The 24,258-nt window shown below is 66.8% G+C and carries 14 protein-coding genes, 1 tRNA gene and 1 pseudogene; 9 read left to right on the top strand and 7 right to left on the bottom strand.

Annotated features, from left to right (window positions below; translation table 11 throughout):
- Positions 1 to 200 precede the first annotated feature (200 nt).
- On the top strand, positions 201 to 3,218 hold the full coding sequence (locus ACP696_RS06825) for a TonB-dependent receptor (protein WP_426043662.1): 3,018 nt from the start codon (positions 201 to 203) through the stop codon (positions 3,216 to 3,218).
- A gap of 99 nt (positions 3,219 to 3,317) precedes the next feature.
- Here the strand turns inward: ACP696_RS06825 and nagA are convergent, their stop codons facing one another.
- From nagA to ACP696_RS06810, 3 genes are read right to left on the bottom strand one after another with little or no spacing between them, the layout of a single operon-like run.
- Positions 3,318 to 4,457, bottom strand: a complete 1,140-nt coding sequence (gene nagA, locus ACP696_RS06820) for an N-acetylglucosamine-6-phosphate deacetylase (protein WP_426011004.1) — start codon at positions 4,455 to 4,457, stop codon at positions 3,318 to 3,320.
- Positions 4,457 to 5,548, bottom strand: coding sequence for an SIS domain-containing protein (locus ACP696_RS06815; protein WP_426011006.1), 1,092 nt, complete (start codon positions 5,546 to 5,548; stop codon positions 4,457 to 4,459). Before ACP696_RS06815 ends, nagA begins: the two co-directional genes overlap by 1 nt.
- A 58-nt stretch (positions 5,549 to 5,606) precedes the next feature.
- Positions 5,607 to 6,350 carry a GntR family transcriptional regulator gene (locus tag ACP696_RS06810; RefSeq protein ID WP_426011008.1) on the bottom strand — a complete coding sequence of 248 codons (744 nt, stop codon included), beginning with the start codon at positions 6,348 to 6,350 and terminating at the stop codon, positions 5,607 to 5,609.
- Between the two features lie 258 nt (positions 6,351 to 6,608).
- Between ACP696_RS06810 and ACP696_RS06805 the strand changes: the two genes are divergently transcribed.
- The 8 genes and pseudogenes from ACP696_RS06805 to ACP696_RS06770 form a co-directional block, all read left to right on the top strand.
- The gene (locus tag ACP696_RS06805; RefSeq protein WP_426011009.1) at positions 6,609 to 9,395 is read left to right on the top strand and encodes a TonB-dependent receptor; all 2,787 of its coding nucleotides are present in this window, start codon (positions 6,609 to 6,611) and stop codon (positions 9,393 to 9,395) included.
- Positions 9,396 to 9,607: 212 nt separating this feature from the next.
- Positions 9,608 to 11,962, top strand: a complete 2,355-nt coding sequence (locus ACP696_RS06800; RefSeq protein WP_426011010.1) for a family 20 glycosylhydrolase — start codon at positions 9,608 to 9,610, stop codon at positions 11,960 to 11,962.
- A 25-nt stretch (positions 11,963 to 11,987) separates the two neighbouring features.
- On the top strand, positions 11,988 to 14,510 hold the full coding sequence (gene ptsP, locus ACP696_RS06795) for a phosphoenolpyruvate--protein phosphotransferase (protein ID WP_426011012.1): 2,523 nt from the start codon (positions 11,988 to 11,990) through the stop codon (positions 14,508 to 14,510).
- A gap of 3 nt (positions 14,511 to 14,513) precedes the next feature.
- On the top strand, positions 14,514 to 16,310 hold the full coding sequence (gene nagE / locus ACP696_RS06790) for an N-acetylglucosamine-specific PTS transporter subunit IIBC (protein WP_426011014.1): 1,797 nt from the start codon (positions 14,514 to 14,516) through the stop codon (positions 16,308 to 16,310).
- A gap of 34 nt (positions 16,311 to 16,344) precedes the next feature.
- Positions 16,345 to 17,910 (top strand): tryptophan halogenase family protein, encoded by a 1,566-nt coding sequence (locus ACP696_RS06785; RefSeq protein ID WP_426011016.1) that lies wholly within the window; start codon positions 16,345 to 16,347, stop codon positions 17,908 to 17,910.
- Positions 17,907 to 19,505 (top strand): tryptophan halogenase family protein, encoded by a 1,599-nt coding sequence (locus ACP696_RS06780; RefSeq protein WP_426011017.1) that lies wholly within the window; start codon positions 17,907 to 17,909, stop codon positions 19,503 to 19,505. The genes ACP696_RS06785 and ACP696_RS06780 overlap by 4 nt, the downstream gene beginning before the upstream one ends.
- Positions 19,502 to 20,230, top strand: a complete 729-nt coding sequence (locus ACP696_RS06775; RefSeq protein ID WP_426011019.1) for a DUF6445 family protein — start codon at positions 19,502 to 19,504, stop codon at positions 20,228 to 20,230. The genes ACP696_RS06780 and ACP696_RS06775 overlap by 4 nt, the downstream gene beginning before the upstream one ends.
- A 371-nt stretch (positions 20,231 to 20,601) precedes the next feature.
- Positions 20,602 to 20,763 (top strand): annotated as a pseudogene (locus ACP696_RS06770) (alpha/beta fold hydrolase); the annotation flags it as partial.
- 127 nt (positions 20,764 to 20,890) lie between these two features.
- On the opposite strand, the gene ACP696_RS06765 reads toward ACP696_RS06770, so the two are convergent.
- From ACP696_RS06765 to ACP696_RS06750, 4 genes are all read right to left on the bottom strand, one after another.
- Positions 20,891 to 22,558 (bottom strand): alpha-glucosidase, encoded by a 1,668-nt coding sequence (locus ACP696_RS06765; protein WP_426011020.1) that lies wholly within the window; start codon positions 22,556 to 22,558, stop codon positions 20,891 to 20,893.
- Positions 22,559 to 22,642: 84 nt separating this feature from the next.
- Positions 22,643 to 22,732: transfer RNA gene (locus ACP696_RS06760), tRNA-Ser, on the bottom strand.
- Between the two features lie 124 nt (positions 22,733 to 22,856).
- Positions 22,857 to 23,282 (bottom strand): PaaI family thioesterase, encoded by a 426-nt coding sequence (locus tag ACP696_RS06755; protein WP_426011022.1) that lies wholly within the window; start codon positions 23,280 to 23,282, stop codon positions 22,857 to 22,859.
- Positions 23,283 to 23,349: 67 nt separating this feature from the next.
- The gene (locus tag ACP696_RS06750; protein WP_426011024.1) at positions 23,350 to 24,192 is read right to left on the bottom strand and encodes an MBL fold metallo-hydrolase; all 843 of its coding nucleotides are present in this window, start codon (positions 24,190 to 24,192) and stop codon (positions 23,350 to 23,352) included.
- Between the last annotated feature and the right edge of the window lie 66 nt (positions 24,193 to 24,258).

Below are 24,258 nucleotides of genomic sequence, written 5' to 3'. Positions count from 1 at the left end.
CACCGGTGTCAGAATTAGACGGCTCGAGGAAGCAGCCGCGCTGGAAGGAAGCGCGATTGCACACTTCGGCCGGGCGACGCGAAAGCGTCGTTTAAAAAAAGTGGTTACGGGAGGAGGAACCATTGTCTCAGGTTTTTAAGGGGCGCGCTCGCGCTCTCAAGTTCGGTGTCTCGACGAGCGCCATCGCCCTGGTGCTGGCCATGGCCGGCGCGGCCGCCGCTCAAACGGCTCCGGCCGCCGCCCCCGCCGACGATACGGCGGTCGAGGAAGTGGTCGTCACCGGCTTCCGGGCCAGCCTGGCCAACGCCCTCGACATCAAGCGTCGTGAAAACGACCTCGTCGATGTCATCAAGGCCCAGGATATCGCCGACTTCCCCGACCTGAACCTGGCCGAGTCGCTGCAGCGCGTGCCGGGCGTGTCGATCGATCGTGACGGCGGCGAAGGCCGCTCGATCACCGTTCGCGGCCTGGGTCCGGATTTCACCGTCGTGCGCCTGAACGGCTTGGAGGCCCTGGCCACCACCGGCGGCAAGGACAGCTCGGGCGGCGCCAACCGCGGTCGCCAGTTCGACTTCAGCATCTTCGCCTCGGAACTGTTCAACAGCATCACCGTGCGCAAGTCGACCTCGGCCATCAATGAAGAAGGCTCGCTGGGCGCGATCATCGACCTGCAGGCCTCGCGTCCGTTCGACTTCAGCGGCTCGGCCCTGAGCATGGGCGCCAAGCTTGGCTGGAACGACCTGTCGCGCAAGCAGGACCCGCGCTTCACTTTCCTGGCCAGCAATCGCTGGGACACCGGCATCGGCGAAATCGGCGCCCTGATCTCAGTGGCCTATGCCGAGCGCAAGACGCTGGAAGAAGGCTCCTCGACCGGCCGTTGGGAAAACCCCAGCGTCGCCTTCAACAGCGCGACGTCGTTCCCCTGCGTGACCGTGTCGACGGCCCAGCCGGGGGGCGCGCCGCCGATCACCTCGGGCTATAATCCGCGGACCCCCGGCTTCGTGCCCGGCGGCCCGACGGCAGCCACCTCTGCGGCCTGCGGCACCATTAGCGCTGTGACGGGAGCCCTGCCGACGGCCGCGCAGGCCAACGGCCTCTGGCACCCACGCATTCCGCGCTATGGTCGCCTGCAATATGACCAGAAGCGCCTGGGCGTGACCGGTTCGCTGCAATGGCGCCCAACCGAGAACTCGACCCTGAGCTTCGACGCCCTGCTGGCCAAGTTCACCAACAATCGCGACGAGACCTATCTGGAAACCATCTCGTTCAGCCGCAGCGGCCAAGGCCTGCCCCAGACTGACGTGGTCAGCTTCCAGGCCGACAACAAGGGTCAATTGATCAAGGGCACGTTTGACGATGTCGACGCGCGCGTCGAGTATCGCCACGACGACCTGAAGACCGAGTTCAACCAGTTCACCCTGACCTATGACACCAAGTTCGGCGACGCCGGCCACTTGAACGTCGTTTATGGCCAGTCGCGGTCAATCCAGGACAACCCAGTCCAGACGACCTTCTCGTTCGATCGTTACGACACCGACGGCTATAGCTACGACTATTCGGCCGATCAGAATCTCCCGACCCTGAACTACGGTTTCGACCCGACCAATCCAGCCAACTTCGTCTACAGCTCCAGAAATACCCTCGGCGACTCCTCGCTGCTGCGCCTGCGTCCCAGCAAGGCGGTCAATACCTTCAAGACCCTCCGCGCCGACGTCGATTACGAGATCTTCAACGGCTTCAAGCTGCGCTACGGCGGCGATTACAAGGAATACGGCTTCTCCTCGTCGGAGCAGCGCCTGTTTTCGCGCAATCTGACCCCGGGCGTGGGCACCACCTTTACGGCCGAAGCCGGCTTCGCCTTGCCCGCCGGCGTCACCGTCGCCGACGTCTCACGCCTGATCACCGGCTTCGGCCGTGGCCTCGACGTGCCGGCCGGCGTCCCGACCTCCTGGATCGCGCCCGACCTCGACAAGCTGAAGAAGGTGATCGGTTACGACTGCAACTGTATCAACGCCAACGGCGACTTCCGTCTCAGCGTCCTGAACCAGTTGGGCGCGCTGCGTGAAATCACCGAGAAGGACACCGCCTTCTACATCCAGGGTGACTTTGACTACGACCTCTTCAACATGCCGGTGCGCGGCAATCTCGGCGTCCGCTATGTGAAGACCGACCAGGCCGCGCTCGGCCACTACAACGCCGGGAACGTCCCCGTCACGGTCGCCACTCCGATCGGCAACCTGTCCGAACAGCTCGCGACGGACGCCGTCCAGTCGGTCAGCCGCGAATACCACAATACCCTGCCGGCCTTGAACGTCTCGGTTCAGCCGATGGAGAACTTCTTCATCCGCTTCGCCGCCGCCAAGGTGATGACGCGTCCGCAACTGCAGAACCTGACGCCGGGCTTTACCGCCCAGAGCCAGACCGCCCAGACCCTGACCCGCGGCAATCCGGATCTCGATCCGATGTTGGCCAACAATCTTGACCTGAGCTTCGAATGGTATCCGGACAAGGAAACCCTGCTGTCGGCGGGCTTCTTCCAGAAGGACATCAAGTCGTACATCCAGCAGACGGCCGAAGTGATGCCGTTCTCGGAAACGGGGCTGCCGGCCAGCTTGCTGACCAACGGCAACACCACCTCGACCCCGTTCACCGTGACGACCAATGTCAACAGCCCCGGCGGCAAGCTGAAGGGCTTCGAACTCAGCGCCCAGCGTCCGTTCACCTTCCTGCCGGCCCCGTTCGACAAGTTTGGCGCGATCGCGAACTACACCCACGTCAAGAGCGACATCGCCTACATCATCAGGGCTCCGACCTACGGCGTGCCTGCTGGATCTCCGGCTGGAACGCCGCGAACCCTGCTGACGCCGGCGGTGATGGTCACCCAGCCGTTGGTCAACCTGTCGCCCGACGCCTACAACCTCACGCTCTATTATGAAAACGCCGGCTTCAAGGCTCGGATCTCGGGCTCCTATCGCGACGCCTACCTGATCCAAGTGGCCCCTACGGCGACCAACAACAACGACGTGCGGATCAAGGAAAAGACCTTCAACCTCGACAGCCAGGTGAGCTACTCGTTCGACAAGTTCACGGTGACCCTGGAAGCCATCAACCTGACCGATCAGGAAGACAGCAAGGTCGACGACTCGACGCGCATGAGCCCGGAAGAGTACGTGCACTTCGGTCGCCAGTATTATCTGGGCGTGCGCTACAAGTTCTAGGTCGCCTTTCCTCCCCGAAAACGACCAAGGGCGCCGGTGAAAACCGGCGCCTTTTTTTTGCGTTTGTGGAAAACTTGGGAGCCCGTCCAGAACAGTGGACTAGAGGCTGGAGACCCCGTCGATCCAGGTTTCGCGCACGTTCAGGGCGTCGTCGAGCAACACGAGATCGGCGACCATGCCGGCCGCGATGGTCCCACGCTCGTCCGCCAGGCCCAGGAAGTCGGCCGGAGTGCGCGAGGCGATCATCACCGCTTCTTCCAGGGTCAGGCCCATCATCGAGATGGCGTTGCGCACCGCGCCGATCATGTCGAGGTCCGAGCCCGCCAGGGTCCCATGATCATCGACGCAGACGCCATCGACCACGCGAATGTGGCGGCCCTGAAGGTCGAAACTCTTGTCGATCATGCCAACCGTCGGCATGGCGTCGGTCACCAGCATGAAGCGGTTCAAGGGACGGGTGCGCAGCGCGATGCGCAGCACGACGGGATCGACGTGGCGGCCATCGACAATGATCCCGCACCAGGCGTGGAGACTCTCCAGCGCCGCCCCGACCACGCCAGGCTCGCGGCTGGTCAGAGGCGACATGGCGTTGAACAGGTGGGTGAAGCCGGTCAGGCCGGCGTCCAGCGCCTTGCGCACCGTTCCATAGGCGGCGTTGGTGTGGCCGGCGGCCACGGTGACGCCGGCCGCCGCCAGGCGCCGGACCATGTCGGGCGTGGTGGTCTCGGGCGCCAGGGTGACCAGGGTCTTGCCGCGCTTGAGCGAGCTCAGCAGCGCCACGGCCTCGTCGTCGAGGATCCGGAACTTGCCGGCGTCGTGGATGCCCTTGCGCTTCACATTGAGGAACGGCCCCTCGATATGGATGCCCAGCACGCCGGGCACGCCCGCCTTGATCGCCTGTTCAGTGGCGCGCATGGCCGCGTCGACCACGGCCAGGTCGTCGCTGATCAGGGTCGGCAGGAAGCCGGTGGTGCCATAGGGCCTGTGCGCCGCGCCGATCGCTTCGATCGCCTCGACCGTGGTGTGGTCGTTGAACAGCACCCCGCCGCCGCCATTGACCTGGGTATCGATGAAGCCGGGAACCAGCAGTCCGCCGTCCAGGTCGTGGCGCGTCACGCCGACTGGCGTGTCAGCGCTGTCCAAGACGCCTTCGATCCGTCCGTCGCGGATCGTCACGGCATTGCCATCGACGATCCCGTCTTCCGTCAGGATGCGGCCATTAACGAGAACAAGCTGCATCAGACGGTTTCTGTGACCTTGTTGAGGTGGGGCGGACTGTCGGGATCGTAGCCGCGCGCCACCGACAGCGCATTGGCCATTCGGTAGAAGCTCTGGATCATCAGGATCGGCTCGATCACCGGGTGGGCGGCGAGCGCCGGCAGGACCCCGGCGCCCGTTTCACCGGCGCCGGCCAGGAGCACGTCGGCTCCACGCGCGGCCAGGCCCTTGGCCATGGCGTCGACGCTGCCCCGGCTCTCGTCGTTCTGGGCGAACACCAGGGCGGGAAAGCCCTGCTTCACCAGGGCCATTGGGCCGTGTAGCACCTCGGCGGCGCTGAAGGCCTCGGCGTGCAGGCCGCAGGTCTCCTTGAACTTCAGGGCCGCTTCCTGCGCCACGCCATAGCCCACGCCCCGGCCCAGCACATAGAGGTTCCGGGCCAGCTTGAGGCGCTCGACGGCGGGGGTCCAGTCCAGGGTCCAGGCCTGGGCCAGCAAGGCGGGCAGGGTGGCGAGCCCGGCGGTCAGCTCGGCGTCTTCGGTCCAGGCAGCCACCAGCTGGGCGATGGCGGCCAGGGCGGCGATATAGGACTTGGTGGCCGCGACGCTCAGTTCGGGTCCGGCGTGCAGCGGCAGCACTTCGTCGACCAGCGCGGCCAGGGGCGAGTTCACGTCATTGACCAGGGCGATCGTGAAGGCGCCGGCCTTCTTGGCGGCCTGCACGGCCGACAGCAGGTCCGGGCTCTGCCCCGACTGCGAAATGGCCAGGTAGAGCGCGCTATCCAGGCCCTGGGGCGCGGCATAGACCGAGCTGACCGAAAGGGCGGCCGACGAGGTCAGGACGCCGGTGCGCGTTTCGACGAGATATTTGGCGAAGGTGGCGGCGTGGTCCGAGCTGCCCCGGGCGCAGGTCACCACGGCGCGCGGCGGGCTGGCGCGCAGGCGGGCGGCGATCTTCTCGGCCCGGGCGGCGTTGGCCCCCAGCTGGGCGGCGACAACGTGCGAGGCCTGGCCGGCCTCAAGGAACATGCGGGTGGATTCCGCCGTCAGCCGCCCATGCCCGGTGGAGTGCTCGGCGGGGGGTGCGGGTCGGGTCAAGACGTTAGCCTCCAAGGCAGGCGTTCCTTTAGATCAGAGCGCTGGCAAAGGACCCGCTTGGGGCCCCTTCCAATCAGGCGATGGCGTTCAGTTCGGCGACGAAGTCATAGGCGTCGCCGCGGTAGTAGGACTGGGTGACCTCGACGGCCCGGCCATCCTTCAGGAAGCCGCGGCGCTCGATCAGCAGGCCGGCGTCCTTGACGGGCACGCCCATCAGCTCTGCGTGCTCGGCGTTGAACAGCACCGCGCGCAGCCGCTGCAGGGCGCGAACGGGCCGGTGGCCGGTGGCCTCCAGCGCTTCATAGAGCGATGTGCCCACCGCCTCGGCGGAGGGCAGGGCGAAGGCGGCGACGGTGGTGTATTCCACCGCCATCGGCGCGCCGTCGGCGTAGCGGATACGGGCGAACCGATAGACCGGCGTGCCGGGCGACAGGCCCAGGGTCATGGACTCTTCCGGCGTGACGGTGCCCTGGGCCTTGCTGATCCATTCGCTGCGTGGCGTGCGCCCGCGCGAGATCATGTCCTCGGTAAAGGACGACAGCTTGGAGAAGCTCTTTTCCACCCGGGCGGCGACGAAGGTGCCGGCCCCTTGGCGACGGGTTAGCAGGCCTTCGCTGACCAGGCCGTCCAGCGCCTTGCGAACGGTGATTCGCGAGATGCTGAATTCCTCGGCCATGTCGCGTTCGGCCGGCAGGGCGTCGTCGGGCCCCAGGATCTTCTTCTGGATGGCGTCCCGGAGCGCGCGCTGCAACTGCTTATAGAGCGGGGCGTGACCCTGGCCGTTTCCGTCCAGCCCCCCGATCCTTTCAGAAAACATCGTCAATTCGCCACCCCCGCGCAAAACCGCGCCACCCCGTGGTCACCGAGATAGCATATGACCATTTTGGTACCAATAAGAACATGGTCTGTAATTGGTTCTTTTTTGGCCTTGTCATCCGATAAATTTTCGTCACAGTTCACCTCCGAGGCCTGAGAAGTACCGCGTTCTGCGGATGTCTGCAGAATAATTGGTATCGGATTGGGCTTGGGGTTCGGCTCCAGGCCTGAGGGCCTGGAAAAAGGGGAGAGGCCGAGTATGAGAAATTTCCACAAATCAATTCTAACCACGTCCGCCAGCGTGCTGGCGGTGATGGTCGCAGCGCCCGCCTTCGCGCAGGATACAACCACCACCGTAGACCAGGTCGTGGTCACCGGCATTCGCGCTTCACTCCAGGCTTCGGTCGACGCCAAGCGCAACGCCGACGCCGTGATCGACGTGATCACCGCAGAAGACATCGGCAAGTTCCCGGACAAGAACGTGGCGGAGTCGCTGCAGCGCGTTCCCGGCGTCACCATTCAACGCGAGTTCGGGGAAGGCGAGCGGATTTCGGTTCGCGGCACCGCCCCGACCCTCAATCGCACCCTGCTGAACGGCCACGCGGTCGCCACCGCCGACTGGTTCATTCTCGACCAGTTCAAGGCCAGCCGCAGCTTCAACTACCTGATGCTGCCATCGGAAATCGTCGGCAAGGTCGAGGTCTTCAAGAGCCCGGTCGCCGATATCGACGAAGGCGGCGTGGGCGCGACCGTCAATGTGCACACCCGCAACCCGCTGGACCTGGCGCCGCTCTCGATCTCGGGCTCGGTGCAAGGCGTGTGGGACGAGAAGTCGGACAAGAAGACGCCAACCGCCTCGGCCATGCTCAGCTGGCACAACGACGCCAAGACCTTCGGCGTCCTGGGCGGCCTGATCTATGACAAGCGCGAGATCCGCCGCGACGGTATCGAGGTGCTGGGCTACGAGAATGTCACCAACGCCTCGGGCAATGTCACGGGCCTCCCCGCTGGCCAGACGGCGGTGACCCCCAGCCTGATCGGTTCGTCTTTCTTCAAGCAGACCCGCGAACGCCGCGGCGCCAACATCGGCGTCCAGTGGTCACCGACCGACAAGCTGGATGTGAACCTGACCGGCCTCTATTCGAAGATGGACGCCGACAATATCAACCAGAACTACATGGCCTGGATCACCAACAAGATCTCTGGCCTGGGCACGCCCGGCGCCAATTTCAACATCCAGCAACTCAGCAACGGCACCGCGACCAAGGGCACCTTCAACGCCATTGGCGGGCAGGGCGTGGTGTTCGACGCCATCGACCGCATCGCCCACACCCAGGTCCGCTCGGTCGACCTGGACACCACCTACCGTCCCGCCGACGATTGGACGTTCCACGCCCGCATCGGCTACACCGACGCCGAGGGCGCCACCGACCTGCAGCCGTTTTGGGAAACCAGCGCCGCCACAGGCCTGACCTACGACCTGTCGGGCGGCCTGCCCAAGGTGTCGTTCTCCACCATCAATCCGGCCACGGCCGATGACGAGATGGAGCTGGGCTGGGCCTCGGCCAACACCACCGCCAATGACGACAACGAGTTCTATACCTTCGTCGACGGCGAGAAGTTCATGGACGCCGGCGCCTTCACGTCGGTCAAGTTCGGGCTGAAATACACCGACCACGATCGCGAAGTTGACCAGACCTACGGTCAGCGCCGCGCTCTGCTGCCCTGGACTGCTCCGGGCGCCACTGCCTGCGGCGGCCACAAATGTACGCTGGCCGATGTGCAAGGCGGCCTGACGCCCAGCGACTATCTTGACGGCATCAAGGGTCCCGGCGTCATCAGCGGCTATCTGACCGCCGACAAGAGCAAGATCGAGGCGATCTACGCCGCCCTGCCCAAGGCGGCGGTGTGGAACTCGGCGATCGGCGGCACCCAGGCGGCCGGCTGTAACGGCTTGTTGAACTGCGACCACTTCGGCCCGCTGGAAAGCTTCACGTTCAACGAGAAGACCTTCGGCGGCTACGTCCTGGGCAAGCTCAAGGGCGACAACTGGCGCGGTAACGTCGGGCTACGCGTCGTGCAGACCAAGGTCGAGACCTCGGCCTGGAAGGTTGGCGTACCCGCTGGCACCGCCGGCGCGGTCAACAACCCGTTCGGCCTGATCGCTCCGGTCGACGCCGGCCAGAACTATACGGACATCCTGCCGAGCGCGAACTTCTCGTTCGACATCAATGATGACCTGGTTCTGCGTCTGGCCGCCGGTCGCACCCTGTCGCGTCCGGACTACGCCCAGATGGCCGCGTTCACCTCGCTGACCGAGTCTCTGCTGACCGGCAGCGGCGGCAATCCTAACCTGGATCCCTACCGGGCCAACCAGTACGACGTGTCGCTGGAATGGTACTTCGCGCCGCAATCGCTCCTGGCGGTCGGCCTCTACTACAAGGACATCTCGACCTACATCGTCCAGGGCGCGTTCTCGGAGCGCCAGCCGCTTCAGCTGAACGACCCGACCGATGCGCGGATCACCAACGCCGCCAACCAGTGCGTTCTGACCGGCGCCAACCTCTACACCTGTAACTACCGTATCGGTCGCCCGATCAACGTGGCTGGCGGCGAGAACAAGGGTATCGAAATCAGCCTGCAGAAACCTCTGTGGAATGGCTTCGGCGTACTGGCCAACTACACCTACTCCGACGCCTCGTCGGCCTCGGGCGTGCCGGTGCCTTCGAACTCGAAGACCATCGCCAACATCAGCGGCTATTACGAGAACGAGCGCTTCAGCGCCCGCCTGTCCTACAACTACCGGTCCAAGTTCTTCGTCGACTACGACGCCGAGCGCGGCTTCCGGCAGCTGTGGTCGGACTCGATCAAGTCACTGGACGCCTCGGCCAGCGTGAACCTGACGCAGAACATCTCGCTGAGCCTCGATGCGATTAACCTCACCGACGAGAAGATGGCCGAGAACTACGACAACGACAAAAACCGTCCGGCCCGGATCTACAAGAACGGTCGCATGGTCTTCGGCGGCGTCCGCTTCAAGTTCTAGTGGCTTACCGGGACCTTCGGCTTCGCGCCGAAGGTCCCGTCCTTCCTCCCAAGATCGTTGCATCGGAGGCGCCATGGTCCAGGATCACCGCATGACCTGTCCGCTCGCCGCCGATCGCAATCCAAGTCCTCCTGACTGCAAGCACGGAGCTGGGGCGGAGCGGTCACACGCTCCGCCCGCTTTTTGCCGCCCGTCAGCGTGAGCGCCCTCGCATGATCCTCGTCTCCAAGCCCTTCGCCGCCGTCGTGAGTTCGCTCGCCGTCCTGGCCTTTGCCTCGACCGGCCTCGCCGCCTCGCCGGTGAAGGGGCCGGCCATGACCCTCACCCCCGCGCCGGCCCAGGCGAAGCTGGGGCAGGGGACCTTCGCCCTCACCGCCAAGACCCGGATCCTTGTCGCCAAGGGCGATGCTGAGGCCAAGGTGGTGGCCGATCAGCTGTCCGACATGCTGTTCAAGGCCCGAGGCCTGAAGTTGGCCGTCGCCGAGGGCGCGCCGGCCGCCGGCGAGGCCGCCATCGTGCTGGCGCGGGGAGCCACATCCGGCGACACGGCCGAGGCCTACGACCTCGACATCGACCCGACCGGCGTCATCATCACCGCTCCCAAGCGCGCCGGCCTGTTCTATGGCGCGGTCAGCGTCTGGCAGTTGGCCGTGACCGACGCGGCCAAGGGCCCGGCTCTGCTGCTTGCCGTCAGCATCGACGACGCCCCCCGCTTTGCCTGGCGCGGCTTCATGCTTGATAGCGCCCGCCACTTCCAGAGCGTCGAGACGATCAAGACGATCCTCGACGCCATGGCCGCCCACAAGCTCAATGTCCTGCACTGGCACCTGGTCGACGATCAGGGCTGGCGGCTGGAGATCAAGAAGTACCCGAAGCTGACCTCGGAAGGCTCCTGGCGCGTGCCGGCCGGCGCGGCGGGCCGCGATCCCAAGACCGGCAAGGCCACCCGCTACGGCGGCTTCTATACTCAGGACCAGGTGCGCGGCCTCGTCGCCTATGCCGCCGCGCGCGGGATCACCATCGTCCCCGAGATCGAGATGCCGGGCCACGCCCTGGCGCCGCTGGTGGCCTATCCGCAATTTGGCATGACCAAGACCCCGCCGCGCGAGGCCATGGGCGACTGGGGGGTGTTTCCCTATCTCTACAAGCCCACGGAACCGACGTTCACCTTCCTCAACGACGTGCTCGACGAGGTGATGGACCTGTTTCCCTCGCCCTATATCCATGTCGGCGGCGACGAGGCGGTCAAGGACCAGTGGAAGGCCAGTCCCGAGGTCCAGGCCCAGATCCAGGCCCTGGGCGTCAAGGACGAGCACGGGCTGCAGAGCTGGTTCATCCAGCGGGCCGAGAAGAAAATCAACGGCCGAGGCCGGCGGATGATCGGCTGGGACGAGATCCTCGAGGGCGGCCTTGCCCCCAACGCCACAGTCATGTCCTGGCGCGGCGTGGAGGGCGCGGTGGCCGCCGCCTCCCAGGGCCATGACGCCGTCCTGGCGCCCGACAGCACCCTCTATCTCGACCGCCGCCAGAGCGCCTCCGCCGACGAGCCGCCCGGCCGGATCAAGATCACCAGCCTGAAGGACATCTACGATTTCGACGCCGCGCCGGCCGCCCTGACCGACGCCCAGCGCGGTCACATTCTCGGGCTGGAAGCCACGGCCTTCACCGAGCACATGCGCACCGATGAGCGCCTGGAGGCCATGAGCTTCCCGCGCCTGGTCGCCCTGGCAGAAAACGGCTGGACGCCGCGCGACCGCCATGACTGGGCCGATTTCGCAGGCCGACTGCCGGCCGAGACCGCGCGGCTCGACGCACTGGGCGTGGCGCACGACACCGTGCCCTACGAGCCGCAGGCGACGCTGAGGCCGGCCGCCGACGGAAAGGTCTCGGTCGCTCTGGCTTCCGGTCTGGGGCTTGGCGAGGTCCGGTACAGCACCGACGGCAAGGCGCCAACGGCGACCTCGACGGCCTATGACGCGCCCCTCGCCGTGATGCCGGGCCAGACGCTCCGTGCTCGGACCTTCCTCGATGGCCAGGCTCTCGGCCGCGTTCGCGACTACCCGATCAGCCTGCTGGCGGCGCAGACGCGCACCAGCCACCAGCTGGAGCTGTGCGGTGACGGGATCAACCTTTCGCTCGAGGACGACGCGCCAGCAAGCGGCTCCGGGGCCGGCCCCCGCGCCGTGTTCGCGGTCAATCTGATGAACGCCTGCTGGGTGTGGAAGGGCGCGGATCTGTCCAAGGCCGTCAAACTGTCCGCCCGCATCGGCCAGGTCCCGTTCAACTTCCAGATCGGCGCCGACCGCGGGAAGATCCCGCTGCGCGATCCCTCTACGCCGGACGGCGAGCTCGAAGTCCGGATCGACGGCTGCGCGGGCGAGCGGATCGCCGCCATCCCGCTGGGCGCCGCCGCGCGCGGACCGGGCCTGGCCACGGTCTCGGGCGCGCTGCCCAGGCGTGACGGGGTCCACGACCTGTGTCTGAGCTTTACAGCACGCAGCGTGGAGCCGACCCTGGTGCTTGACCAGGTGACGCTGACGGCCGCCGGCAAGAGCGGCAAGAACTAAAGTTTCGGAAAGCAGGGAAGCGTCCGTGTCCAATCTCGTACTGTCCTCGCCGCTCAAGGGCTGGATCGCCCCGCTGGACGAGACGCCCGACGCGGTGTTCGCCGAGCGCATGCTGGGCGACGGCCTGGCCATCGACCCCCTGGGCTCGACCCTGCACGCCCCCTGCGACGCGCGGGTGATCTCGGTGCACGGCACGCGGCACGCCGTCACCCTGCGGGCCGACAATGGGGCCGAGATCCTGATGCACGTGGGGCTGGACACCGTCGGCCTGGGCGGCGAGGGCTTCGAGGTCCACGTCGCGGACGGTCAGGCGGTGAAGTCCGGCGACCGGTTGATCAGCTTTGACCTCGACCTGCTGTCGCAGCGGGCCCGCAGCCTGATCACCCCGATCGTCATCACCAATCCCGACGCCTTCAAGATCATCCGCCGCGCGCAGGACCATGCCGCTTTGGTGGGTGATTTCCTGATGGAGCTGGCCCCGGTCAATGGCGCGGTGGTCACCTCGACGGTCGCCGTTGGCGAGGTGTCGCGCGAGGTCGTGGTGCCCCTGCAGCACGGGATCCATGCCCGGCCCGCAGCCCGCATCGCCGAGAGCGCCCGCAAGTTCGCCGCCGAGGTGGCCGTCGTCGCGGTAAACCGCAGGGCCAGCGCCAAGAGCCCGATCGGGATGATGTCCCTGGCCATCCGCCATGGCGACCGCATCAGCATCGTCGCCAGCGGCCCGGACGCCGATTATGCCGTGATCGCTATCGTCGAGCTGATCGAAGGCGGCATGGGCGAGAGCGCCGCCCTGCCGCCGACCGCCGAGCCCGTCTCGGTCGAGGCCGTACGCCCCGCCCACCCCGCCGAGCCCGGCTTGTTGCGCGGCGTCATGGCCGCCCCCGGTTTGGCCATCGGTCAAGCCGTTCGCTTCGTCTCAACCGACATCATCGTCGCCGAGGTCGGGGCCGGCATGGGCTTTGAACGGCGCGCGCTGGAAGACGCCCTGGCCTTGGTCCGCGCCAAGCTCGAGAAGGCCGCATCCAAGGGCGACACCGCTCGCAAAGCAATCCTCGGCGCCCACCTGGCCTTTCTGGAAGATCCCGAACTGAGCGCTTCGGCCCATCGGCTGATCGCCGAGGGCAAGAGCGCGGGCTTCGCCTGGCGCCGCGCCGTCGGCGGCTATGTCGAGGCTCTGCGCGGCCTGGGCGACCGCCGCCTGGCCGAACGCGTGGATGACCTGATCGACCTGGAGCGCCAAGTGCTCCGGGCACTGACGGGTGAGGAAGACGACGCCCGCGTCCTGCCGCCCGGCGCCATCCTGCTGGCCGACGAGCTTTTGCCCTCGCAACTGATGGGCGTCGAAGCCAGCCAGGTCGCGGGCTTCTGCACCGCCAAGGGAGGGCCGACGTCGCATGTCGCCATCCTGGCCGCCGCCATGGGCATTCCGGCCATCGTCGCCGTGGGCGCCGGCGTGCTCGATGTCGCCGAGGGCACGGGTCTGATCCTTGACGCCGAGAGCGGAAGCCTGCGCATCGCCCCCGACGCCACGCAGCTCGCCGCCGCCCAGACCGCCATCGCCGCCCGCCACGAGCGCAAGGCCGCCGCCAAGGCCGCCGCCCATCAAGAGAGCCGCACCGCCGACGGCGTACGCATCGAGGTGTTCGGTAATGTTGGCTCGCTGAACGACGCCCTGGCCGCCGCCGCCAATGGCGCGGAGGGCTCGGGCCTGCTGCGCACCGAGTTCCTGTTCCTGGAGCGCGAAACGCCCCCCGACGAGGACGAGCAGGCCCGCCAGTACCAGGCGATCGCCTCGGCCCTGGACGGCCGCCCGCTGATCATCCGCACCCTCGACGTCGGCGGCGACAAGGCCGCGCCCTACCTGCCGATCCCGGCCGAGGAGAACCCGGCCCTGGGCTTGCGCGGCGTGCGCGTGTCGCTGTGGCGGCCGCATCTGCTCAAGACCCAGCTGCGGGCCATACTGCGGGTCAAGCCGCTGGGCCAGTGCAAGATCATGATCCCGATGATCGCTAGCCTCGACGAGCTGCGCGCCGTGCGCGCCCTGCTCGACGAGACCAAGCGCGAGATGGGGATCACCGAGCGGGTCCAGTTGGGCGTCATGATCGAGACCCCCGCCGCAGCGATCACCGCCGACCTGCTGGCCGCCGAGGCCGATTTCCTGTCGATCGGCACCAACGACCTGACCCAGTATGTGCTGGCCATGGACCGGGGCAATCCGGAGCTGGCCGCCCGCATCGACGCGCTCCACCCGGCCGTCCTACGGATGATCGCCCAGACCTGCGCCGGGGCCGCCAAGCATCATTGCTGGGTCGGAGTCTGCGGCGGCCTGGCCTCCGACCTCGTCGCCGTGCCGGTGCTTCTGGGCCTAGGCGTCACCGAGCTTTCCGCCACGGCGGCGACCGTGCCCGAGGTCAAGGCCCTGGTCCGCATCCTGGACATTTCGGCCTGCCAGGCCCTGGCGCGCCAGGCGCTGGACCTGACCTCACCCGAGGCCGTCCGAGATCTCTGCAAAGCCTTCGCGGCCCAAGTCCTGAAGGTTGGAGCCTAAGCGATGAAGTCCCCGCTCGAAGTCCTCCAGCCCCTAGGCCGCGCCCTGATGCTGCCGATCGCGGTGTTGCCGGTCGCGGCGCTGCTGCTGCGGATCGGCCAGACCGACTTGCTGGGCCACGCCCACTTGGCGGCGATGTCCGGCGGCCTGACCCTGGTGGTCGCCAATGTCTTCGCCGCCGCCGGTGGGGCGATCTTCGCCAATCTGGGCCTGATCTTCGCCATCGGCGTCGCCGTGGGCCTGGCGCGCGAGAACAACGGCGCGGCGGGCCTGGCCGGCGTCGTGGCCTATCTGGTGGCCACCCAGGGCATCCAGGCCCTGATCGTCGTGCCGCCCGACGTGGTCGCGGCGGCGGCCGCCAAGGGCGGCGACCTGGCCCTGGCGGCCTGGAAGGCCAAGGCGATCAGCAAGCTGTCGATCCCGGTTGGCATCCTGTCCGGCGTGATGTCTGGCGTGCTCTACAACCGCTACAGCACCATCAAGCTGCCGGAATATCTGGCCTTCTTCGGCGGCCGCCGCTTCGTGCCGATCGCCGCCGGCCTGGGCGGGGTGCTGCTGGCCCTGGTGTTCGGCTTTGGCTGGCATTGGCTGGAGGCCGGCGTCGATGGATTGAGCCACATGGTCACCGTCTCCGGAAACCTGGGCCTGTTCGTCTACGGCATCCTCAACCGCCTACTGATCGTCACCGGCCTGCACCACATCCTCAACAACGTGGTCTGGTTCATCCTGGGCGACTTCCATGGCGCGACGGGTGACCTCAACCGCTTCGCGGCCGGCGACCCGACCGCCGGGGCGTTCATGAGCGGCTTCTTCCCGGTAATGATGTTCGGCCTGCCCGCCGCCTGCCTGGCCATGTACCACACGGCCCGTCCCGAGCGGAAAAAGGCGGTCGGCGGCATGCTGACCTCGCTGGCCCTGACGTCGTTCCTGACCGGGGTGACTGAGCCGATCGAGTTCAGCTTCATGTTCCTGGCCCCGATGCTCTACGCCCTGCACGCCGTTTTGACCGGAGTTGCGATGGCCCTGATGAACCTGCTCGACGTCAAGCTGGGCTTCGGCTTTTCGGCCGGTCTGTTCGACTATGTGCTGAACTTCAGCAAGGCCACCCACCCGCTGTGGCTCGTGCCGATCGGCTTGGTCTATGGCGGGATCTATTACGGGCTGTTTCGCTTCTTCATCCTGAAGTTCGATCTCAAGACCCCTGGCCGCGAGCCGGCCGAGGACCTGGCCGCCGAGGCGGCGGTGGGGCCCAGCGCCGGCGGGCGCGGCGCCGACTTCGTCGCCGCTTTGGGCGGGGCGGGGAACCTGACCTCGGTCGACGCCTGCACCACCCGCCTGCGGCTGATCGTTGTCGACCAGGCCGTGGTCCGCGAACCCGCCTTGAAGGCCCTCGGAGCGCGGGGTGTGGTCCGGCCGTCGGACAAGGCGCTACAGGTCGTCCTCGGCCCGGTCGCCGACCAAGTGGCCGGTGAGATCCGCGCCGCCATGGGCAGGCCAGCGCCGCCCAAGCCTGCCGCGACCAAGGCCGCGGCAGCGGTCGCCCTACCCACCGCCATTGATGACAGCCGGGCCGAGGGCCTGGTCAGCGCCTTGGGCGGCTTCTCCAATGTCGAGACGGTGGGCGCCTGTTCCAGCCGCCTGCGCCTGGTGGTCCGCGACAACGCCGCCGTCGACGAGGCGGCGCTGAGAGCCCTGGACTCACGCGGCGTGGTCCGGGTCGGCGAGCGCTCGGTGCACGTCGTGCTGGGTCCTGACGCCGAGCGGATCTGCGAGGCGGTGCGCTGCCTGCTGCCTGGGTGATGGAAACGATCCGGCTGACGGGAAGGGGAACGACGTGACGAAACCGATCGATGAAGTGCTGATCGTCGGCGGCGGCACGGCCGGCTGGATCACCGCCGCCTATCTGGCCCGCAAGTTGGGGGCCAACCGTCCCGATGGGGTGAAGATCACGCTGATCGAGTCGTCGCAGATCGGCATCATCGGGGTGGGCGAGGGCACGATCCCCACCATCCAGACCACCATGCGCGAGATCGGCGTCGACGAGGCGCGGTTCATGCGCGGGGCCGGGGCCTCGTTCAAACAGGGCATCAAGTTCGTCGACTGGACCACCGCCCCCGTCGGCGACGCCCACAGCCATTATTACCACTCGTTCAGCCGGCCCCATACGCTGCGGGGCCTGGACCTGGCGCCTTACTGGCTGCTGGGCTGCGCCGGGGATACGCCGTTCTCGGAGGCGGTGACGCTGCAGGACACGGTCTGCGAGGCGGGCAAGGGCCCCAAGCTGATCGACGATCCGCAATATTCCAGTCCGCTTGGCTACGCTTACCATTTCGACGCCGGCAAGCTGGCCGTGCTGATGCGCGACGTCGGCAAGGAGCTGGGCGTCCGCCACCTGATCGGCAATGTCCAGGGCGCGCGACTGGACGAGACCGGCGCGATCGCCGCCGTGGTCACCCGTGAGCATGGCGAGTTGGCCGCCGGCCTCTATGTCGACTGCAGTGGTTTCTCGGCCAAGCTGATCGGTGAGGCTATGGGCGTGAAGTTCATCGACGACAGCGACACCCTGTTCGTCAACCGCGCCGTGGCCATCCAGGTCCCGCACGATGACCCTGAGGCCCCAGTGGCCAGCACCACCATCTCCACCGCCCACGAAGCCGGCTGGACCTGGGACATCGGCCTGCCCGAGCGCCGAGGCGTCGGCTATGTCTATTCCAATGATCACACCACGGACGAGCGGGCCGAAGAGGTGCTGCGGGCCTATATCGGCAAGTCGGCCGACGGGCTGAACGCTCGCGTGTTGAAGCTGCCCATCGGCCATCGCGAAACGCCGTGGGTCAAGAACTGCGTGTCGATCGGTCTGTCGGGCGGTTTCCTGGAGCCGCTGGAGGCCACAGGCATCATGCTGATCGAGGCCGCCGCCTGGATGCTGGGCCGGCTGTTCCCGCGCGCGGGCGACATGGAGCCGACCGCCGCCCTGTTCAACGAAGCCATGGGCCTGCGCTACAAGGGCGTGCTGGACTTCATCAAGCTGCACTATTGCCTGACCAAGCGCACCGACAGCGACTTCTGGATCGACAACACCCGGCCAGAATCGATCCCGGATTCGCTGCAGGCCCTGCTGGAGATGTGGAAGACCCGTGGGCCGGACCCGTTCGACTTCGGCACCGTCCATGACAGTTTCGAGGTCTTCAACTACCAGTATGTGCTGTACGGCATGGGCTTCAAGACCGACCTCTCGGCCAATCTGTCGGCCTATCCGCATCTCGACGCGGCGCGGGCCGAGTTCGCGCGGCTGAAGTCGGCGGCCCATCGGGCGGCGGCGGCCATGCCCGATCACCGGGCGCTGCTGGACGAGATCTACCGCAACGGTTTCCGTCAGCGCGCTGCCGCCGGCCGATGACCCAAACGCCAGAGATCAATGACATCCTGATCGTCGGCGGCGGCACGGCCGGCTGGATGACCGCCGCCTATCTGGCTCGCCGCCTGGGCTCCATGCGACCGGACGGGGTGCGCATCACCCTGATCGAGTCTAGCGAGATCGGCATCATCGGAGTGGGCGAGGGCGCCTTTCCGACCATCCAGAACACCCTGCGGACGATCGGCGTCGACGAGGCGCGGTTCATGCGCGAGGCCGGGGCGGCCTTCAAGCAGGGTATCCGGTTCGTCGACTGGAAGACCGCGCCTAAGGATGGTGTGCACAGCCACTACTACCACCCCTTCGCCTCGCCCCGGTTGCTGAACGGCGGCCTGGACCTGGCGCCATACTGGCTGATGGGCGAGGCGGGCGGCGTCCCGTTTTCCGGCGCTGTCACCCTGCAGGACAAGGTCTGCGAAGCTGGGCGGGGTCCCAAGCGTATCGACGATCCGCAGTATGGCGGGCCGATGACCTATGCCTATCACTTCGACGCGGGAAAACTGGCGAACCTGCTTCGCGATGTCGGCAAGGAAACCGGGATCAAGCACCTGCTGGGCAATGTGCTGAGCGTCAACAAGGCGCAGGACGGATCGATCGGCTCGGTGACCACGCGCGAGCACGGCGATCTGACGGCCGACCTCTATATCGACTGCACGGGCTTTGCCGGCGCGATGATCGGCGAGGCCATGGGCAGCGCCTGGATCGACAAGAGCGACGTGCTGTTCGTCGATCGCGCCCTGGCCCTGCAGGCGCCCTATGACCGCCCAGACGGGCCGGTGGCGACCACCACCATCTCCACCGCCCACGAGGCCGGCTGGACCTGGGATATCGGCCTGCCCGACCGGCGCGGCACGGGCTATGTCTATTCCAGTCGTCACACCACGGACGATCGGGCCGAGCAGATCCTGCGCGGCTATGTCGGCAAGGCCGGCGATGGGCTGACGGTTCGGCCGCTGAAGCTGAAGGTGGGCCACCGGGCCAGCCACTGGGTCAAGAACTGCGTCGCCGTGGGCCTGTCGGGCGGGTTTCTGGAGCCCCTCGAATCCACCGGCATCGTGCTGATCGAGGCCGCCGCTTACATGCTGGCCCGCAACCTGCCGCGGCGGGGCGGCATGGAGGCGACCGCCAAGCAGTTCAACGCGGCGATGACCGACCGCTATCTGAGGGCGATCGACTTCATCAAGCTGCACTACTGCCTCAGCCAGCGCACCGACAACAGCTTCTGGACCGACAACGCCGATCCGGCCTCAATCCCCGAAAGCCTGCAAGACCACCTGGCGATGTGGAAACACCGACCGCCCAACGCCTTCGATTTCCCCAGCCTCCATGAGAGCTTCAAGTACTTCAACTATCAGTACGTTCTGTACGGGATGGGCTTTGCGACCACCGTCGATCCCGCCGCCCACGTGCATGGCGACCTGGCCCGGGCCGATTTCGCCAAGGTGCGCGAGGCCGGCTTGCGCGCCGCCGCCGGCCTGCCCGATCACAGGGCCTTGCTAAACCAGGTCTACACCCAGGGCTTCACCACCAAGGTTGGGGACGCCGCCAGCGCCGAGGCCGCCGAGGGCCTGCGGCGATGAGCGAGCCGGCGGCCGGACCGGTCTTCGCCGCCGCCGCTGGCCCGCGCATCGAAACCCTGCGCATCGGCGCCGAACGCCATCCGGTGCTGGTGATCGACGGCCTGCTGACCGGCGCCGAGCATCTGGTCGATTTCGCGGCCGAACAGGCGATCCTGGCCCCCGTGAAGGCGGCGGCCAACTTCTATCCGGGCGTCCGGGCGCCATCCCCGGGCGGCTATGTTCAGGCTCTGGTCACCGCCCTTCGCCCCCATCTGGCGACGGTGTTCGGCGCCCCGCCGGAGGGCAAGGCGCACATCACCAGCGCCCTTTCGATGGCGGTCCTACCGACCGACCAGGCCATCCTGCCCCAACGCCTGCCGCACATCGACACCACCGATCCCGACCAGCTGGCGATTCTGCACTATCTGTGCGGACCGCCCCACGGCGGCACGGCCTTTTACCGTCACCGCGCCACCGGTTTCGAATCCATAGGACCCGAGCGCGGCAAGGCCTATTTCGCCGCCTTGCGCCGGGAGATCGAAACCGCCTCGGTTCCGGCCGGCTACATCGCGGGTTCCAACGCCCTGTTCGAGCAGACCGCCGTCGTCGAACCGGCCTTCAACCGGGTCATCGTCTATGCCAGCCGCCTGCTGCATGCCGGCGTCTTGCCAGACCATCCGGCCAGCCTGGACCCGCGAACGGGCCGGCTGACGGTCAACAGCTTCTTCCGTTTCGAAGCGGCCTGAACGCGTCGCCGGCTCGGCGGTAGCGTTGTGATCAGCCCGTCGCCAAACGTCCAGAGGACGTGCACGTCACGACTATTCCATTCAATCGCCGCCGGACCTGATCGCCTAGGCTTGCGTCTGGGTTCACCGCAGGCACCGGCTGAACCGACATCGAAGGATGGCGCACGACCATTTCCCGCAGCAAACCCGAGACCGACGCCGCCGGCGGACCGGGAGGCGCATCGCGCCGCTGCGTCGTCACCAGCGGCTTCAGCTTGGCCCTGATGGCGGCCCTGCCGTCACGGGCGCCCGCAGTATCGTCCGCAGCCACGCTCAAGGCGTCGCCACAAGCTTCAGGAGACAAGACCATGAGCAGCGACTTCGTCACCACCGGCGAGGACGACCAGATCGTGCCGATCGCCGACGCCGCCCTGATCGGCATCAAGCTGCTCAAGAAGGGCACGCTGAAGACCTATCCGGGCCTGCCGCACGGCATGTGCACGACCCATCCGGAGGTGATCAACCCGGACATGCTGGCCTTCATCAAGGCGTAGGGGATTCGGGACTGAAGATTGAAAGGCGTCGGTCTCCGGCGGACGCCTTTTCCTCTCGGCGGTTGTCATCCAGGATCGGCGCGCGACGCGCTTGTCCGGGATGACAACGTTTTTGGAGGTCTGGTGATTAGAGCCGGATCGCCAGGATCACCGACGTCCACCCGTCGAGCGTCACGATCCGACCCTCGACCACCGCCTCGCCAAACGCCACGCCCTCCACCGTCAGGTGGTCGGGAAGCGTGTAAGCCACCGCCGCCCGCCCGAAGTTGAGCATCACCACCAAGCCTTCGCCGCGCCGATAGGCGAAGACCTGCGCGTGGTCGGGATCCAGATCCTCATAATCCCCCTCCCGCAGATCGACGGACCCCCGCCGGAACGCGATCAGGTCGCGGCAGTGGCTTAGCACCGCGTCTGCCCGCCCGGCCTGGTCTCGCGCATTGATCGCCGCCGCGTTGGGATTGACCGCCAGCCACGGCGTCCCGAGCGTGAAGCCGCCGTGTGGATCGTCCGCCCACTGCATAGGCGTGCGGGCGTTGTCGCGGCCCATGGACCGGGCATTGGCTAGATATTCCGCCTCCGACACCCGACCCTGCAGGTCGCGCCAGCGACCGGACACCTCCAGGTCGTCGAAGTCGTCCAGGGTCTGGAACGGATAGTTGGTCATGCCCAGCTCGTCGCCCTGATAGAGGAACGGCGTGCCGCGCTGGGTGAGGATCAGGGTGTTCAGAACCTTGGCCGAACGCTCGACCCACTCGGGATCATCGTCGCCGAAGTGCGAAACCGCTCGGGGATTGTCGTGGTTGGACAGGAACACCGTGTTCCAGCCGAACGGCCCGGCCGCCGCGTCCTGCTGGCTGTAGAGCGCCTTGAGTCGGGGCAGGGTCCAGGACGTCTTGCGCCAGCCGTCGATGTCCATCCGCACGATGTCGAAATTGAACACCAGATCGAGTTCGCTGCGGCGGCTGTCCATCATGTGTTGGGCCGCGTCGGGCGTAAGCCCGAACGCCTCGCCGACCGTCAGGGTGTCGTAGTGCGCCAACACCTCGTGACGCATCTCGCTCAGGTAATCATGCAGCTTGGGCCCGGCGGCATAGACGAACTGCGGCGCGCGGCGCTCCTGGGGCGTCAGGTCGGGCAGGCCGGGTTGCTTGGAGATGAACGGGATGACGTCCATCCGGAACCCCGACACCCCCTTGTCGAGCCAGAACCGCATCAGGTCATGGACCTCGTCGCGGACCTTGGGATTCTCCCAGTTGAGGTCCGGCTGCTTGGCGGCAAAATAGTGCAGGTAGTACTGGCCTGTCGCCTGATCCAGCGTCCAGGCTGGCCCTCCGAAGAAGGCGTGATAGTTGTTGGGAGGACCGCCATCCTTGCCGTCGCGCCAGATGTAGTAGTCGCGATAGGGGTTGTCCTGGCTCTTGCGGCTCTCGACGAACCAGGCGTGTTCGTCGCTGCTGTGATTGACCACCAGGTCGATGATCAGCCGCATGCCACGGGCCGTCATCCCGGCCAGCATGGCGTCGAAATCGGCCATGGTCCCGAAGTCCGCCATCACCTGGCGATAGTCGCGGATGTCATAGCCGTTGTCGGCGTTGGGGCTGTCGAAGTGCGGGCTGAGCCACACCACATCGACGCCGAGATCCTGCAGGTAGTCGAGCCGGGCGGTGACCCCAGGAAGATCGCCGATCCCGTCGCCGTTGGTGTCGAGGAACGAGCGTGGATAGACCTGATAGACAACGGCGTCCTTCCACCAGGGGCGGGTGGCGCCGGGCGTCGCGTCATCGTCAAGGCTCACGCAGCGCTCCCCGTCTCAATGTGCGGATGGAACGCTACCGCGCCGAAGCATGGTCGTCGCGGGTGGATTTTGATGTCGGGATGGTGGCGGAGAGGGTGGGATTCGAACCCACGGTGCCCTTCCAGGCACGCCGCATTTCGAGTGCGGTACATTCGACCACTCTGCCACCTCTCCAGGGGGTCTTCAGGGGCCGCCCGGGGGCGGCCTTGAGTGAGGGCGGGATACCTAGCGGCGCCGCCGGAAGAGCGCAAGGGCTTGTGACACGCTTTTGTGTCGCGCGGCGCGGTTTCCGACCGGACTAGGCCCGAGGGTAAAGGATCATCTGGGTGCAGCGGAAAAGCGCCAGGGTCTTGCCGGTGGTCTCGTGGGTGACGAGGGCGTCCCAGACCTGAGTGTTGCGGCCGCCGTGGAGCAGCTTGGCCTCGCAGGCCACGCCCTCGCCTTGGCGAGCGGTGCCGAGGAAGTTGGACTTCAACTCGATGGTCGTGAAGCCTGTCGCGCCCTCCGGCAGGGAGGTCACGCAACCATAGCCGCTGGCGCTGTCGGCCAGGGCGATGACGCTGGCGGCGTGAAGAAAGCCGTTGGGGGCCATATGGCGGCTGGCCACAGTGAAGCGTCCCCTAACCAAGCCTCGGGTCGCATGGCTCCATTCCAGGCCCAACAGACCGGGCAGGTTGTCGGCCTGGGCGGTGGTCAGGGCAGCGCTGAAATCTTGATCGGCCATGCGGCGTCCTCACTGCTTCGTGTACGAAGCATCTAAGGGATCGCCTGGCCGACACGCAAGTGGGTTTTTAAATGGAACTGATATCGATCGGCGGGAAGCGCAGGCCGTCGTCGCCTTGCGGGGGCAGGCGGAAGGCGCGGATTCCCACCTGCAGGGCGGGCGCCGCCAACGGGCCGGGCGACGGCGGTGCGGCGGCGCGGCGGGCGACGAAGGCCTCGGCGGGGACGGAATCGCCGGCGTCGATATTTGTGGTCCTGTGGTCGGCGACAGTGGCCTCCCAGGCGTCGGCCTCGGCGCCGACCTGGCCGGTCAGCAGGCGAGTGTGAGGCGGCAGATCCAGCAACCGCCTAGCGGCGGCGTGCAGACCGGCCGCGTCGGCGCCGGGGGCGTCGCTGTCGTCCAGACCCTGGTCCGGCGGCAGGATAGCGGAACCGGTGAACACCACGTCGCCGATCTGGTAGGCGGTGGCGCCGGGCAGGCGGCCCGGCAGGGCGATGGCGGTGATCTCGATCCCGCCCATCGGCAGGACCTCGCCGTCTTGGGCCAGCTTGTCGAAGTCCCAGCCGTCAAGATCGACGCCGTCGGATCCCAGCACCGGGACCAGGCGCTTGAGGCTTTCCAGGACACCCGCGCCGGTGCAGATCGAGGCGCCCGTCTCGTATTTGAGATGACCGGCGGCGGACAGGTGGCCGGTATGCACGCCGGTCTCCAGGATCCAGGTCGGACCCAGGTCCTTGGCCCGAATATCGGCGATGATGGCGTCCATGAAGGTCGTATCGACGGCCTGGGTCTGGGGATCATAGTCGAGCACGGGGTCGATGAAGGCGCACAACTGGGTGGCTGGATCGACCAGCAGATAGGTCACCCGCCCGGTGGCGGGGTGGTGGAAAGCGGTGATTTCCGGCTGCATGCGTACGCTCGACAGTGCCCTGGAGCCTGGTCCAGGCCGGCACCTTGACCGCAAGCTCTTAAGTAT

Origin of the sequence: Caulobacter sp. DWR3-1-2 (assembly GCF_049896225.1) — a bacterium.
In the GTDB taxonomy this organism is placed as follows: domain Bacteria; phylum Pseudomonadota; class Alphaproteobacteria; order Caulobacterales; family Caulobacteraceae; genus Caulobacter.
The sequence above is the reverse complement of the archived record's forward strand: the minus strand, read 5'-3'. Positions and strand labels throughout refer to the sequence as shown.

Excerpts from the sequence above, each read along its gene's own strand:
- ACP696_RS06825 (WP_426043662.1), top strand. The coding sequence starts at position 201 with ATGGCCGGCGCGGCCGCCGCTCAAACGGCTCCGGCCGCCGCCCCCGCC.
- ACP696_RS06755 (WP_426011022.1), bottom strand. The coding sequence starts at position 23,282 with ATGGCCGATCAAGATTTCAGCGCTGCCCTGACCACCGCCCAGGCCGAC.
- nagE (WP_426011014.1), top strand. The coding sequence starts at position 14,514 with ATGAAGTCCCCGCTCGAAGTCCTCCAGCCCCTAGGCCGCGCCCTGATG.
- nagA (WP_426011004.1), bottom strand. The coding sequence starts at position 4,457 with ATGCAGCTTGTTCTCGTTAATGGCCGCATCCTGACGGAAGACGGGATC.
- ACP696_RS06780 (WP_426011017.1), top strand. The coding sequence starts at position 17,907 with ATGACCCAAACGCCAGAGATCAATGACATCCTGATCGTCGGCGGCGGC.
- ACP696_RS06800 (WP_426011010.1), top strand. The coding sequence starts at position 9,608 with ATGATCCTCGTCTCCAAGCCCTTCGCCGCCGTCGTGAGTTCGCTCGCC.
- ACP696_RS06810 (WP_426011008.1), bottom strand. The coding sequence starts at position 6,350 with ATGTTTTCTGAAAGGATCGGGGGGCTGGACGGAAACGGCCAGGGTCAC.
- ACP696_RS06805 (WP_426011009.1), top strand. The coding sequence starts at position 6,609 with ATGAGAAATTTCCACAAATCAATTCTAACCACGTCCGCCAGCGTGCTG.
- ACP696_RS06775 (WP_426011019.1), top strand. The coding sequence starts at position 19,502 with ATGAGCGAGCCGGCGGCCGGACCGGTCTTCGCCGCCGCCGCTGGCCCG.
- ACP696_RS06750 (WP_426011024.1), bottom strand. The coding sequence starts at position 24,192 with ATGCAGCCGGAAATCACCGCTTTCCACCACCCCGCCACCGGGCGGGTG.